Consider the following 14,243-nt stretch of genomic DNA (forward strand, 5'->3'; position numbering starts at 1 on the left):
GGTCAGCGTCGGCGCGCGTGGCGCATGACCTGCTCGCGCGGAGCGGCGATCAGCGCCGCGGTCAGCGCGGTCAGGCCGGTCAGGCCGCCCGCGGCCCACGGGGTCCACGGGTCGGACTGGCCGGGCACGCTCGTCGCGTCGACGTACGGGACGCGCCGGGCGGCGACGATCAGGCGGCGTGTGTTGAGTCCCGGCGGGTCGCAGGTGTACAGGGTCAGGCGCGTGCTTTTCGCGCTGCCAGTGAGGATCGCGCGTTCCGCGGCCGAACCGGGGTCCACGCGTTCGATCCGGTCGACCCGCCAGGCGACGGTGCGGCCGGCGGCCTCCGTGTAGACCATGTCGCCGGGCGCCAGTTCGCCGAGCCGGTAGAACAGCAGGCGGGCGCCCAGGCCGCGGTGCGCGGCGATGACCGTGTTGCCCGGGTCTCCCACGGGCAGCGTGGTGCCGTATACGTGGCCGGCGCCGGTCTCCAGGGTGCCCGGCCCGGTGCCGTGGCCCACGGCGAGGTTCACGCCGACGCGGGGGATGCGGATCGCGGCCATCATGCCGCCCGCTCCGAGCTGGCTCTGGTAGTCGCGGTCCGTCTCGTAGGCGGGCTGGTCGGAGCCGCCGAACGGGTCGGCGGCCTCGCCCACCGCGATCGTGCCGTGGGCGAGCAGACCCCGGTCGTAGGCGGCGGCCCGGGCGAGGGTCTGCGTGTCCTCCGCGGTTCGGGCCGTGGCCGTGTGCGGCATGGTGCGTGGCAGGGACGCCAGGCCGATCGTGACCGGCAGGGTCAGGATCAGGGCGCCGAGCACGGTCAGCGTCACGCCCAGCACGGTCAGCCGTCGGCGGGCCGCGCCGCGCGGCCGGCCGGCGGGGCCGGGGGAGACGATCTGCTCCCATGACGGAAAGGGGAGGCCCCCCTCGCGGGCGGTCTCCCCGATCCGGGCGGCGAGGACCGCCGTCATGCGGCCGCCTGGGCGGTCGGGTCGGCGTCGTCCTCCATGCGGCGGCGTGCGAGCAGCAGCAGTCCGCCGGACAGCAGCGCGGCGCCGGTCACGACGATCGCGCCGAAGCCGATGACGCCGCCGGTCTGGGCGAGCATCACGTTGATCGGCTGGTTCCACAGGGTCAGCTGGGTGTCGACCCAGCTGGTCTTGTCGTCGGCGTAGTACTTGCCGGAGCCGTCCGTGCCGCTCCAGTACGCGTCGGTCGCGGTGATGGTCAGGCCCTTGGGCGCGTTGGCCTGGGTGACCGCGAAGTTGAACATCGGCTTGACCAGCGGGATGATGCTGTTGTTCTTGCTGATGGTCAGGCGGGACTCGGTCTGATGGTCCGGGGTCGTGAAGTTCGTCGGGTCGTCCGCGAACTTGGCGGAGATGCGCACGTCCTCGCTGCTCTTGAGGAGCTGGTAGTTGCGCGGCGCCTTGGTCTCGGTCAGCGTGTAGGCGCCCAGGTCGAGGCCCTTGATGGACAGCAGGCCGTCGCGTCCGGTGACCACGCGGGACACGTTCGCGGTCTCGCCGGCGGAGGGCAGACGGTAGTAGTACACGTCGGGGTTCTTCGCGTCCGGCGTCACCTTGACGAACTTCAGCTCGGAGTTGTTGGCCTTCTTGTCGGCGGGGTTCGCGTTGTCCTTGACGGTGACCTTGAACTCGGCGCCCTCAAGGCCCGCGTTCGAGGTCGAGGCGCGCTTGTGCAGGTCGATGTCGTAGGTCCACTGGCGGATGACCACATGCGGCGTGGAGTGGTGGCTGCCGCTGTTCACGTCGTGGGGCGTGTCGGTGTAGTCCAGCCAGTTCTCGTTGTGGGTCATGTTCTGGTGGGCGAGGATCTTCGGCGTGATCAGCGCGTTGTATCGGATCGCGAACTGCGAGCCGTACAGCGTCTTCGTCCTGTCGTTGAGCTTGATGTCGCCGTAGTTCTTCACGATCCACTTGCCGAGCCCCACGATCATGTGGGTCTCGTCGGTGTTCGGGTCCGTGGACAGGTAGTACCAGGCGTCCGGCTGGCCGGCCTGGCCGGTCGCGGTGCCCGCTCCCTTGGCCGCGTAGGCGGGGATCTGGTCGACGCGGGTCAGGGCGATGGAGGTCTTCGGCTGGATGACGGTCTTGCCGTCCGCGCCGGTGACCTTGTCCTTGGCGAGGACCTTGCCCTTCGCGTCGTACAGGTTCGCCTCGGGGCCGTACAGGTCCACGGTCGGCGTGCCGGTGATCTTCAGGCCCGGCTGCGTGTAGTCGAGCACCCGGTACTCGTACGACCACTTGTCGCCGTTGTCCAGGGCGGCCTTGTAGGCGCTCATGTCGGCGATCCGGTAGGAGACGACGTAGGGGATCACGTCGCCGATGTCGCTGCCGTTGTCGGCGGCGTCCTTGCCCGGGTTCTGGGTCTCGTCGCGCTGCTTGGGGATGTAGTGCGGCAGCTCCTCCTCGTCGACCACGTTCTTCACCACGATCTCGCCGAGCGCTCCCGTGGTGCCGAGCCTGGTGCGGTCGGACGGCTTGTACCCATCCATGGTGGCCACGTCCTTGTCGTCCGGCTTGGTGGGCACGATCATCGGCTGCGTGGTGCCGGTGGTCCACGAGCCCTTGAACCCGTTCGCGTTGACGTACTCGGTCCTGGTGGTGCCGCCGGTGTCGAGGATCAGGTACACGCCCGAGCTGCTCAGCGGGATCGTGCACGCGTCGCCCGCCGTGCAGGCGACGGGCTGCGAGTTGGCCTTGTACTTGTCGAGCAGGGCCTGGTCGGCCGGGTTGGCGGCGAGGTCCTTGACGAGGTTGTCGGCGAACTCGCGCACCGAGCCGGTGTACGCCTTGGACGGCGAGTTGTTGCCCACGCCCTGGGGGCCGGACTCGTTCCACCCGTAGCCGAAGTAGCCGGCCGCCTGGTCGTTGCCCGCCGCGTTCTGGCCGGCCGGGGTCTGGCGGAACCCGCCCATCCACGCGATCGGGTCGCCGCCCGCGTTGGCGCCCGGCTGCTCGTCGCCAGCCGTATTCGTGCTGGCCTTCCATCCGGGCAGCTTGGTCACGTCGGAGACGCCCGCGGTCCTGGCGAGCACCTTGTTCAGCAGCGGCTTCAACGCGTCCGGCGTGTCCACGGCCACGCCGTCGAGCTGCTTGTCGCCCACGGACACGTAGGTGCCGTCCACGTAGTCGGCCAGCTTGTACGCGGTGAACTGACGGCCCTTGAGACTGTTCTGGCCGCCGCGGGACGCGACCGCGGCCTTGACGGTGATGTCGTACGGGCTCGCCGCGTTCGCGCTTCCCGCGCCCAACGCCAGTCCGCCCGCCATGCTCGCCACGGCCACGCCCAGCGCGACCATGCGACGCATCGCACGCGACTGACGCGGCCTGATCTGACTGTTATCGCTCATGAGGATCATCCTTTCCCTTGTTCCCGAGGTTTCCTCACAACCGCGCGACGGTCCATCCGCCGCACACCAGCCATCGTCGGACCGATCCGGGCGATCTTGTCCGCCCACCCGTACGCACGCGGTACGGGATGCGGGAACCGTTGGAAACACAGGCGACACGCCGAAACGGGCATGAGCCCGGTCGAGCGCGAGAACGCGGTGCGCGAACTGCGCGAGGTCCTGTACGAGGACGCCTATGACACGATCACCGCGCATGATGATATGCTCACCTGTCCACGTTGCGGTTCCGTCTCCATCGTCAGGAAGGGCCATAACCCGAACGGCTCCCAGCGTTGGATATGCAAGGATTGCCGACGCACGTTCTCACAGGTGAGGGATACGCTGATCGGCCGGTCGAAGCTTCCGGCCGCCAAATGGATGATGTACGTCGAATGCTTCGTGGATTGCCTTCCGTTGCGGGAATGCGCCTCGCGCTGCAAGGTGTCACTGCGCACCGCGTGGCTCATGCGCCGCAGGCTGCTCAAATGCCTCGAACGGTTCCTGCCGGAGTTCGCGGCCGGCGCGGGCGTGTCCGTCCAGTTGGATGAGACGTATCTGCGCGAGAGCTTCAAGGGCAACCACAGGAAGGGCAAGTTCCGTCTACCGCGCCCCGCCCACCATCGCGGAGGATCCCTGCACAAGCGCGGACTGTCAAAGGAACAAATCTGCGTCATGACCGGTGTCGCCGACTCCGGCACCGCGTTCGCCGTGCTGAGCGGCCGTGGTGCCATCTCCAAGCGGCGAGCCGTCGAATCGCTCGCCGGGCGCATCAATCGCGGCGCTCTCGTCATGGCCGACGAGGCGGCCGCCTATCCCGGCGCGATGGAAGTGCTGGGAGCCACGTTCGAGCAGGTGGACGCGAAGTCGCATCGCATCAACCGTATCAACACGCTCCACTCGAATCTCGACGGATTCCTCGCCGGGTTCAGGGGCGTATCCACGAAGCATTTGCAATCGTATCTGACGTGGTTCCTGTGGCGGCGCTCGTTCCGCGGCGACCGGAACGATAGCATCATCCGACAGGTGGACGCCCAGCCCTGCCCCGGCGTGACGAGCGACTGGAGCCATGTGCTCCCGCCGTACATGGGCTACTGGGGCATGGCCGCATGACGGATGCAAGTACACTGTACATATCTACGTGTCAGACAGGAAGGAGACGGACATGGCGAACACACCAACCACGACCATGCGCCTCGACCCAGAACTCAAGGACCAAGCCATGCGGATACTCGAACCACTGGGATTGAACATGACCGGGGCCGTCACCATATTCCTCAAAGCAGTGGTGCGTGAGAACGGGCTGCCATTCGAAGTGAAGAACAAGGAGAACTGAGCCAAGATGCCTTACGAAGCCACTCGTTATAAAGAACATCATGAGGTGCGGCTGCCTTTGCTGAGTCAGTTGTTGGACAAGGGATGGAACCGAGACCAGATCATCTGTCCCTCTCCTGATAGCGATGATAGGGAATGGCAGGTGCCCAGAACGCCCTCGGATAATTCCGTAAGGGAATCCGGCAGACGTTTTGCTGGATTCCCCGTCGATATGGCCATATTCGACGAGCCTCAGCATCGGGGAGAATGGGACCATGTCATAGCTTTGGTTGAGACAAAAGCCCCCACACATGAGGAAGGCGTCTCGCAGCTGGAGACCTATCTCGGACTGGAACCCAATGCCGTGCTTGGCATATGGTCCAATGGCTCGTCGATTTCGTTGGTATACAAGCAGGTCGATCTTCATTACAAAGTCATTCGCGACGCCGTATTGCCATCTCCTTCCGACAATATCCTGTTTGCGGGAGATGAACCGCTTACTTATGGTCAACTCCGAAACCATGAGGAAATCAGCGGGAAGGGTCTGAATCATCTGTTCTCGGAATTGCTGGACCATATTGTGGCCGGTGATTCAAAATCCACGAGGGCGGACGACCGTTTGGACAACATGTGCGACATGTTGCTCTTGAAGATGGATTCGGACACCAATGGCAAGATGGCACGTAATCCCGATGAGGCAGTTCTGGAATTCCAGATTCTCGCCACTCCGCAGGAAACAGCGAAACGCATCAACACATGCTTCGAGGAGTATGTGGATAAATACCCGTTCCTATTTGAGGACAATACGTCGAAGACCATCAAGTTCGACGACGAGACAATACACGCCATCGTCTACCGCTTGCAGAATATCAATCTCAAGGCGGCGGCGCCGGAAACACTGTCGGCGGCATTTCAGGTATTCCGCTCGGCCAACGTCAAGCAAGGCGAAGGACAGTATTTCACACCCCAGCGCATCATCGAAGCGGCCGTCAAGCTGACCGGGGTCGATTATCACGACAAAGTCATCGACCCGGCCTGCGGTACGGGCGGATTCCTCTTTGAGTCGTACAACAACCTTCTCTCCCGGGCGACCTCCGAGCAAAAGGATGAAATCCGGACATGGGCGCACCATAACCTGTATGGCGTCGATCTGGACTCCATCAACGTCAAACTGTCCAGAGCTCTGATGATCGGGGCTCGTGACGGCTCTACGAACATTGTGCTCGGGGATTCACTGAGAGAAGGCAAGTGGCCGGAGTTTCCAAAGCTAGCCCCGGTCATAGGCCATGAAGCCGATGGTTCATACAGTGTCGTCCTTACGAATCCTCCATTCGGGGAGAAGTTGAAGATTAGAGCCACGGATGCCAAGGCGGCTGAATACTCTATCTGCAAGCACACAAGCGGTGGTGCGGCAAGCGACAAATACGCCGACACGGAACTCGGTCTGGTATTCATGGAACGGGCCTATCGGCTGCTGACCAACGGCGGACGCCTCGGCATCGTCCTTCCGGAAACATACTTCTTCTCAACGTCCTACCGTTGGTTCCGAACTTGGGTCGATGAACGCTTCGACCTGCTCGCCGTAATGAACGTTCCCATGGAGGCGTTTCAGGGTTTCTGCCGGGCGAAGACGAATTTCTACGTCATGCGAAAAAAGCCAATGGGAGACAAGCCTGCACTGCCACTTCCCTCATGGGCGGAACCGGGGCGCACCTGGATCACCTATGCCCCGACGATTGGCATCAACAAGGACGGCAAAACCCTGTTCAAAGTGACCGAGGACGGGATCCGAACTACGGAAATCGATGACAAGGTGCTGTCCGACGTTGAGGCACTTGTCAATGGAGAAAAGGAGACGGAGACATCACGTTTCGTTCACACTCCGGATTCATTGTCGTTGACTTTTCTTGGAGTTCCGCAATACTATGACCAGACCAGTGTCCTTGAATTCGAGAGGTATGTGGGCACCCACTTTGGAAACTTCTCGACACGCTCATTGGGCGATTTGGTCGATGACGGAATCATCACCGTGGAAAACGGTCATGGCAGTCCCTCGGCTGATACTCGCAATGGAACCATCCCATACGTGAAAGTCTCCGATCTCCGTGCGGGCATGGTCAATTTCAACCCCACCAACATGGTTCCCTTATCCGTGGCACAACGCTTTTGGCATGGAACGGATAGTGGTTTGTCTCCGTGGAGTATAGTCACGCCATCACGGGCATCCAAGAACATAGGTGAACCATCCATGCTTCTTCCCGGTCAGGAACAGGCAGTGTTCACTAAGGAGACCCTAATCATGAACACCACGGATAAAGCCGACTTTGACAACTTCTATCTGGGATGGGCACTTGATCTTGATGTTGTACGCCGCCAATGGGCGCGTGTCGTATTCATGCAGACGAATCGTGAGGACTTGGGAACCCGGTATCGTGAGATACTGATTCCAATCCCGGATACCAGAGAGGACGGGGAGCGAGTCTCGCTCCATTACCGTGAGTACTATTCAACCATCGCACAGTCACGGTCTGATTATCTAAAAGCGCGTGCAGCTCAAAACCAGTAAGTTGAGGGGGCGCAGTTCAAATTCACAATTGAGTCGCCCCACTTTTATGTCAATTCTGGTTTAACAGAGCCAAAATCAAAGGGCCGCCGTGAACGCAGGAAGGCGTGGAACCGGTTTCCGAATGCGTGTAGTCCCGCCCGTGGGACGATAAAGCCTCCGAGTCCAGAGTCGGCGAGGGGATCGCGGGCTAGCGCGTCCATGCGACGCGGCCGGGTCGTTCGCCGCGACCATAAAGGATCCGAGGACGCCGATGGGCCTGCGGGCCGCCGGCGTCCTCCGTTTATTCACGGTGACGGAAAGGCCGAACCGGGATCGATTTGGCCGGTGAGCGGGCCCAAACGTCGCGAGATGACGATACCTATAGGGGTATAGCTTGGCCCATGCTCCTCTTCCCGTCCGGAGGTCGGGGCTGATGCTTGAGCTTACCGCACCTTGGGATCCTCTGCCGTGATGTCAGAAGTCGCTGCCCGCGGCGACCACGATAGAGACATCTAGCCTTGGGAGAGGGCGAAGCGGCCGCAGGACCGAACCTCCCGTAGGCCCGTTCGCGTCACGGGTCGCCTAGCAGAGGGCCATATAAACACGGATCCCGAACAGCGGGGCCGGGGAAAAGTCGCGTTCCCCGGTTCACATACTTCATGGAGGAGCGATTCGACGGGACACCATCATCGAATTCAACGGCATGGCGCTCGATATCCACTGGCAGAAGCGTCACTTCATGCACCTGCGTGGACTCGAATGCACGGTTCCCCAACGCCTCTATAGGAGAAGGAACAAGCCGGTGAGATCCGAAGTGTTCTTCGATGCACTCTTATCAGGAAAGACGAATGGTCTGAACATCAGACATTCCCACAACAGAGGAATCACAAACGATAAGCTGTCCGTCCTGCACCCATTGACCGGTGCGCGAACCATCCCGCCGAAATAAGGCGGAACCGAGATGCGGGGTCAGGGAGCGGGCTCACCGGTCCACGAAGCTGATGAACGCGGACGCGCCCACGGCCGCCAGCAGGCACGCGCCCATGACCAGCCACAGCCGGCCCGTCCCCCCGGCCGCCGCCGCGACTACCAGCATATGACACCGCCATATCTGGACTACTGGATGGAAGCCGCATGACATCGTGCATACGATGTACAGTCGGAACAACCGACAAGAACAGGAGACGCGCATGGCGAGCATACCAACCACGACCATGAGAATAGACCCGCAGCTTAAAGAGGAATCCAGCCAAGTACTCGAAGACCTGGGACTTACCCTTTCCGGCGCGGTCACGATCTTCCTGAAGGCCGTCGTCAGGGAACAGGGACTACCCTTTGAAGTCAAGAAGGAAACGTCGAATGGCAGATAAGGTCGTCCGCATCAAAGACCTCCGTCCGCAGGACGTGCGCGGCAGTCGATATACACTGCATCGCGGGAACGTGCTCGATGCCTATTCGGATTGGAAGGCCCCCGACCTGATCGTCAGCGACGGGGCCTATGGCGTGCGAGGGTTCCGGGGCGACACCGTAAGCGCCGACGGACTCGTGGACTGGTATGCGCCTCATGTGGCCCAATGGTCGAAACGGGCGAAGCCCTCCACGTCCCTATGGTTCTGGAACACCGAGGTCGGCTGGGCCACAGTGCATCCATTGTTGGAGGCGAACGGCTGGGAATACGTGCAACTGGTCACTTGGGACAAGGGACTGTCCCATATCGCAGGCAACGTGAACGGCAACACCATCCGCCAATTTCCCGTGGTCACCGAAGTCTCCGCCCTATACCGGCGCAAACTAACCCTTCCCACTGAGAATGGTGGGGGCCTTGGCGTGCAGCAATGGCTACGCGCCGAATGGCGACGCTCCGGCCTGCCGCTCTGCCGCGCGAACGAAGCCTGCGGCGTGAAGAACGCAGCGACCCGCAAATACCTCACCGCCGATTGGCTATGGTATTGGCCGCCAGGAGAAATGGTCGAACGCATGGCGGAGTACACGAAGGCCAACGGCAAGCCCACGAACCGACCATATTTCTCCATCGACGGACACACCGAAATCACCGCCGAACAGTGGGACTCCCTCCGTGCCGTATGGAACCACGTCAACGGACTCACCAATGTCTGGAGCAGGCCGCCACTTCATGATGGGGAACGACTCAAAGGCACCCTGCAACGCAGCGCACCACGCGTCTATAAACCCTCCAAACAGTCGGCGGCGCATCTCAACCAGAAGCCTCTGGATTTCATGGACCGTCAGATCCATGCGGCCTCCAATGAAGGCGATGTGGTCTGGGAGCCATTCGGCGGGCTGGCGTCCGCCTCCGTCGCGGCCGTGCTCACCGGCCGCATCGCCTATACGGCGGAGATCGACGAGGAATTCCAGAATCTGGCCCTTGGACGATTGGCGGAAGCCGAAGAAGAGTACGACACGAAAAACGCAGACGACACGACATTCCTTGAAAGAAGACAGGCATGACCGATTACGACGGCAAGGAGTTGCCGGAACACTACGACCTCCCCGACGGAGACGAGCGAACCGAACTGCGCAACGGCATAGTCCGGGCATTATATGCCTTGCCAATGCACTTCACGTCACCCATCAACGTCGAAGGCATCGAGGTCAACGACCTGTTCTCGATCAACACGCTGCTTGGCGGCACCATCGAAGCACAGACCGTCATGCTACTGAACTCACTGCGCAGCATATGGGATCCTCAAGGCAAATGGGCCGACAAGGAATTCCGACGTTATCCCGAATCCTTCCCGGATGTACGACTCGTGGGCTCCAACAAGGACGACGCGCCACTTATCGGCATCGAACTGAAGGGCTGGTACCTGCTTTCCAAGGAATCCGAACCATCCCTGCGGTACAAGGCATCGGCCGACGCGGTGACCGAATGGGATCTGATCTGCTGTGTCCCCTGGGGGCTTTCCAATGTGCTCAGCGGCAAGCCCGTGGTCTACGAGCCCTATGTCGAGCAAGCGAAATTCGCCTCGGACATGCGCACCTACTACTGGAACCACCGTAAGGGAGACAACTCCAAACGAGACTGCGGAATCCATCATCCGGAAACCACCCCATACCCCAAACCGGGAACGCAATACGTTGACGTGCCCAATCAGGATGGCGGCGGCAATTTCGGTCGTATCGCCAGAGTGGACGGCCTCATGGCGGATTGGGCGAACGAGTCCATGGACACGCTCATGGCAGGCATCGAGGCGAAGTACTGGGTATCGTTCTTCAAGCTGTTTTCGGAGGGCAAGCCAAGAGAAGAGATTGAAGCGGAGTTGGATAATATCGCACGCAAGGTACGCCAAGCGGGACGACGGAATCCACGGGAGTCCATGATTGAAGAGCAATTGCTTGCGCATCTGGATGCCATTGTGAAATTGTCCTTGAAGTAACCTTACAAGGTCCCGCTTGCTGTTTTTCTGAGGTCACCGGTCCACGAAGCTGATGAACGCGGACGCGGCCACGGCCGCCAGCAGGCACGCGCCCATGACCAGCCACAGCCGGCCCGTCCCCCCGGCCGCCGCCGGCACGATGCCCAGACGGTCCAGACCCAGCCGGCCGGCCGAGAAGAGGAACGCCAGGCCCGCCGCCTTCTGCACGACGACCGCCAGACTCCGCCACGGGGAGACGATCAGGCTGACGACCCAGCCGACCACGATCAGGACCAGGCACACCGCCAGCAGGGCGAGCAGCGCGAGACCGACCAGCACGATCGCGGAGACGGCCAGGCCCATCACCGTGAGCGTGCCCTCCACGCTCGGACTCATCTCCATGACAGGCCTCCCTCTCCCCGATCCGACGGCCGTCGGCGGCGGACGGAAACGGATGCGATGATCCTTTTCCGTTTCTTTCGTTTTCTTCGTTTTCTTCGTTATTTTCGATATTATCGTAATGTATGGTCATATCGATTCGCGAAAGGAGATCCGTCATGGATCGGTCGAGGAGGTTGTCGGCCCTGGAGTTGGAGACGCTGAGGCTGCTCGGCATGGAGGCCGTGCCGAGGGCGAAGGGACCCGCGGGTTCCGTGTGTCTGACGACGGGTGACGGGCGGGTGATCCCCCTGACCGACGAGCAGATCGCCCGGACGGTCGCCGCGCTGGCGGAGGGGGATGATGCGGAACGGGGCCGGACGGGAGAGGCGGAGATGCCGGATCTGATCACCACCGGCCAGGCCGCGAGGCTGCTGGGCGTGACCGCGCCGACCGTGCGGCGGCTGCTGGAGTCCGGCGCGATCCCGTACGTCCGGTACGCGGAACGGGGCCGGCGCATGGTGTCCCGCAGGGCCGTGCTCGACTACCGGGAGAGAAGCTTCGGCACCGACGGATGAGCCCGCCCCGGACGATCATCGGGTGCGGCGGGATTCGGTGATCACCCGTCGTGCTGCTCCTTGATCGTCCGACAGGCGCTGCGTCCGGGCCTCGATCTCGCCGCGGAGGATCTCGCGCGGATCCGGACGACGGGAGCGCGAGACCATGCGGGCGGCGAGATCCGCCAGTCGGCGTTTGACCCCGTCAAGCTCATGCTGTCCCACGCCGTAGGGCATCGTCTCCTGAACGGTGATGAGACCGACCCGTTCGAGGGTGCGGCGGAACATGTCGGGATCAAATCCGGGGTCCGTCCGGCGTGCCAGCTCCATCAGCCGATCGTCGCTGTATCGTCCGCTGCGTCGGATCGAATCGAAGTCGAGATAGTCACGGGTCTCTCCGCGGGAGAACAGGGCGGCGACCTTGTTGCCTACGGCGTCGTCCTCCGACAGAACCGGACCTATGGAGAGACCGACCGGGGGAGAGGAGCGCCAATCGATGCCGAAATCCACGTCGGTGACGTATCCGTCGGGAGATGTGACGGTGATGCGGGCGAAACCGGGACTGCGGATCTCCGTTTCCGTCCTATACCCATGTTCGCCAAGCGTCCGCAGCGCACGATCCACCGCGAGCTCGAACCGTGGAGACTGCTGCTGGATCGTAAACAGATCGATATCCTCGGTCGGCCTGTCGATCAGACCGTGCTCCCTGACGGCGCCCGATCCGGCCAGTGCGAATCCCGCGGAACCAGTGGCTTCCAGCAGGATTCTGGCGACATCCCGCTGGCGTCGTATGCGATCATTGCTCATGACGGACCGCTGCCAGTTCGGGGAAGCGCTCCTCCCACAGTCGACGCACCCGCGGGTCGAGGTTCAGGTCGGGCCATGACCCGACCAGCAGGCCCGCGTTGATGCCCTCCCGCTGGTCGGTCTCGCCGCCCTCGGCGATCAGCGCCTGATACGCCATGCGCACGCCGCCCGGCTCGTCGAGGTCCACGATCCCGTCGCCGGGAGCCCAGCGCACCGCATGGCGCAGTCGGATGCGCCCGTGGGCGGGTCCCCGCAGCTCGTCGAGGCTGCCGGGCAGCCGGTAGGGCTTGATGTCGCGCAGCCGTACCCTCGGCGTCGTCTCGATCATGACGGTCTCCTCTCCCCGGTCGGCGGTTCCCTTGACAGCATTGTAGAGGACCGGACGAGAACGGGAGGGTGGCGACCACGATCCAGACTCCTCCATTCCGCGATGGACGTCGGGACCGGAACCATGCGCTCCTGTCATACGTCGATTCCGGTTTCGCGGAGCGAGGCGGTGACGAGGCCGTTGGCGGCCTGGCTGGTCACGCCGGCGGTCATCAGGCGGGACGCGGCGGCGCCTTGGCCTCGGCCGTGTATTCGTCCCTCCACGGCATCACTCGAACTCCACGTCATTCAGCTCGGCGTCGGTGAAATCGAATCCCTTGTCGCCGAAGACCTCCTCATGGGACAGGAACCTGCCGTCGGCGCGCTTCAGTCGCTCTTGGGCTTCGAGGTAGAGGGCGAAGTCCTCCTCGGCTGCGGTGTAGCGCTTGTAATCGTCGGATGAATAGTGCATGCCTTTTCCTGCCATCAAGTGCTAGTGGAATATTTTACGACATGTTTTAACTCAAGTTTCGAAGGCTGTAAAACATCGCGAGGTGAGATCTGGACGCGGAGTGCAGCGCGAACCCGGGGCGAGATGCGACTGCTGGAGGGCGGGGAGGGGATGTCTGAGTGGGCGAGAGCGCCCCTTCCGTGGACGGCGCGGGACGTCGCCGTCGTATTCTCCGGGCCGTTTCCTTGTACACGGCCGAATAGTTGTGAGGAACATGAGGGGGCGGGGGCTCCGGCCCCGGATACGGAAACGGCCCCCACGGAGGCTCATGGGCTTCCGTGGGGACCGTTCCCGTTCACGGGACAGACCCGGCCGGCTCCGGATCGGGAACCGGACGGGGACCGTGGGTCAGGCCGTGTGGATGCCGCGGCGGCGCAGGCGCACCACCGTGATGCCGAGCAGCGCGATCAGGAGGATCACGCCGCCGCCGACCAGGGCCGCGCGGCCCAGGTCGAACCCGTTGCCGGTGACGGGCGGGGTGACGCCCTGCATGATCGTGTCGCCCAGCGTCTGCCGCCATACCACCGGCCGGCTGGTCAGGCCGCTGCCGGGGCTGACCGTGTCGACCTTGTCGCCGGCCGCCGCTCCTTTGAGCAGCCACCTGGTCTCGGCGCTCGACCCGGTGATGGTGAGCGTCGCGCCCTGGCTGCCGGTGGTGTTCACGGCCTTGACGATCCAGTAGGCGCCGCCCTGCGGAACCTGCAGGGGTGCGGGGGCCTTGGATTCCCAGACCTTGTACCAGCGGGTCTGGCCGGCCTTGATGCGATGGTAGGGGAACGTGCCCTCGCCCTTATTGTTCAGGGTGATGGTGTTCGTCGTGGCGCCGGCGACCGGGGTCCTGCCGGTCTGGTCGACGGTCTCCTGCATGTTGAGGACGGCCCCCTTGGCGGGACGGTCGGGCTGGAACCGGCCGTGCGCGTCGTGGCCGAGGTAGCCGATCTTGGTGACCTTGAGCCACCAGCCGGTGGTCTGTTCGGCCTGTTCGCGGCCGGGCCGCCACCCGTCGGATACGGTCGCGTCCATGTCCAGCAGCCGGGCGGACTCGAACGTGAGGGTC

The 14,243-nt window shown here is 62.9% G+C and carries 16 protein-coding genes; 8 read left to right on the forward strand and 8 right to left on the reverse strand.

Annotated features, from left to right (window positions below; all coding sequences use genetic code 11):
• Positions 1-2: 2 nt before the first annotated feature.
• A complete protein-coding gene (locus Uis1B_RS10225) occupies positions 3-950 on the reverse strand; it encodes a sortase (protein WP_101618029.1) in 948 nt (315 codons plus the stop codon).
• Complete coding sequence (locus Uis1B_RS10230) at positions 947-3,355, reverse strand: prealbumin-like fold domain-containing protein (RefSeq protein WP_101618031.1); 2,409 nt, start codon at positions 3,353-3,355, stop codon at positions 947-949. Before Uis1B_RS10230 ends, Uis1B_RS10225 begins: the two co-directional genes overlap by 4 nt.
• 171 nt (positions 3,356-3,526) lie before the next feature.
• On the opposite strand from Uis1B_RS10230, the gene Uis1B_RS10235 reads away from it, so the two are divergent.
• From Uis1B_RS10235 to Uis1B_RS10260, 7 genes are all read left to right on the forward strand, one after another.
• Positions 3,527-4,504, forward strand: a complete 978-nt coding sequence (locus tag Uis1B_RS10235) for an IS1595 family transposase (RefSeq protein ID WP_243390344.1) — start codon at positions 3,527-3,529, stop codon at positions 4,502-4,504.
• A gap of 52 nt (positions 4,505-4,556) precedes the next feature.
• On the forward strand, positions 4,557-4,727 hold the full coding sequence (locus tag Uis1B_RS10240; protein ID WP_101618032.1) for a type II toxin-antitoxin system RelB/DinJ family antitoxin: 171 nt from the start codon (positions 4,557-4,559) through the stop codon (positions 4,725-4,727).
• A 6-nt stretch (positions 4,728-4,733) separates the two neighbouring features.
• Positions 4,734-7,271 carry an HsdM family class I SAM-dependent methyltransferase gene (locus Uis1B_RS10245; protein WP_101618034.1) on the forward strand — a complete coding sequence of 846 codons (2,538 nt, stop codon included), beginning with the start codon at positions 4,734-4,736 and terminating at the stop codon, positions 7,269-7,271.
• Positions 7,272-7,938: 667 nt separating this feature from the next.
• On the forward strand, positions 7,939-8,199 hold the full coding sequence (locus Uis1B_RS12580) for a PBECR4 domain-containing protein (protein WP_479855851.1): 261 nt from the start codon (positions 7,939-7,941) through the stop codon (positions 8,197-8,199).
• 241 nt (positions 8,200-8,440) lie between these two features.
• On the forward strand, positions 8,441-8,620 hold the full coding sequence (locus tag Uis1B_RS10250; protein WP_080786161.1) for a type II toxin-antitoxin system RelB/DinJ family antitoxin: 180 nt from the start codon (positions 8,441-8,443) through the stop codon (positions 8,618-8,620).
• The gene (locus Uis1B_RS10255; protein WP_101618035.1) at positions 8,610-9,719 is read left to right on the forward strand and encodes a DNA methyltransferase; all 1,110 of its coding nucleotides are present in this window, start codon (positions 8,610-8,612) and stop codon (positions 9,717-9,719) included. Before Uis1B_RS10250 ends, Uis1B_RS10255 begins: the two co-directional genes overlap by 11 nt.
• Positions 9,716-10,648 (forward strand): hypothetical protein, encoded by a 933-nt coding sequence (locus Uis1B_RS10260; protein WP_101618037.1) that lies wholly within the window; start codon positions 9,716-9,718, stop codon positions 10,646-10,648. The genes Uis1B_RS10255 and Uis1B_RS10260 overlap by 4 nt, the downstream gene beginning before the upstream one ends.
• A gap of 33 nt (positions 10,649-10,681) precedes the next feature.
• Here the strand turns inward: Uis1B_RS10260 and Uis1B_RS10265 are convergent, their stop codons facing one another.
• Entirely contained in the window at positions 10,682-11,029 is a 348-nt protein-coding gene (locus tag Uis1B_RS10265; protein ID WP_101618039.1) for a hypothetical protein, read from the reverse strand.
• A 155-nt stretch (positions 11,030-11,184) separates the two neighbouring features.
• Between Uis1B_RS10265 and Uis1B_RS10270 the strand changes: the two genes are divergently transcribed.
• A complete protein-coding gene (locus Uis1B_RS10270) occupies positions 11,185-11,583 on the forward strand; it encodes a helix-turn-helix domain-containing protein (RefSeq protein WP_101618041.1) in 399 nt (132 codons plus the stop codon).
• 15 nt (positions 11,584-11,598) lie between these two features.
• Here Uis1B_RS10270 and Uis1B_RS10275 read toward each other — a convergent pair whose 3' ends face one another.
• From Uis1B_RS10275 to Uis1B_RS10290, 5 genes are all read right to left on the reverse strand, one after another.
• Complete coding sequence (locus Uis1B_RS10275; RefSeq protein ID WP_101618043.1) at positions 11,599-12,369, reverse strand: nucleotidyl transferase AbiEii/AbiGii toxin family protein; 771 nt, start codon at positions 12,367-12,369, stop codon at positions 11,599-11,601.
• A complete protein-coding gene (locus Uis1B_RS10280) occupies positions 12,359-12,835 on the reverse strand; it encodes a hypothetical protein (protein ID WP_207763421.1) in 477 nt (158 codons plus the stop codon). The genes Uis1B_RS10275 and Uis1B_RS10280 overlap by 11 nt, the downstream gene beginning before the upstream one ends.
• The gene (locus Uis1B_RS12080; protein WP_165782854.1) at positions 12,832-12,984 is read right to left on the reverse strand and encodes a hypothetical protein; all 153 of its coding nucleotides are present in this window, start codon (positions 12,982-12,984) and stop codon (positions 12,832-12,834) included. The genes Uis1B_RS10280 and Uis1B_RS12080 overlap by 4 nt, the downstream gene beginning before the upstream one ends.
• Complete coding sequence (locus tag Uis1B_RS10285) at positions 12,965-13,147, reverse strand: hypothetical protein (protein ID WP_243390345.1); 183 nt, start codon at positions 13,145-13,147, stop codon at positions 12,965-12,967. Before Uis1B_RS10285 ends, Uis1B_RS12080 begins: the two co-directional genes overlap by 20 nt.
• Positions 13,148-13,534: 387 nt before the next feature.
• Positions 13,535-14,243 (reverse strand): hypothetical protein (locus Uis1B_RS10290; RefSeq protein WP_165782855.1); only part of this gene is annotated, 709 nt, incomplete at its 5' end.

Origin of the sequence: Bifidobacterium margollesii (assembly GCF_002860355.1) — a bacterium.
In the GTDB taxonomy this organism is placed as follows: domain Bacteria; phylum Actinomycetota; class Actinomycetes; order Actinomycetales; family Bifidobacteriaceae; genus Galliscardovia; species Galliscardovia margollesii.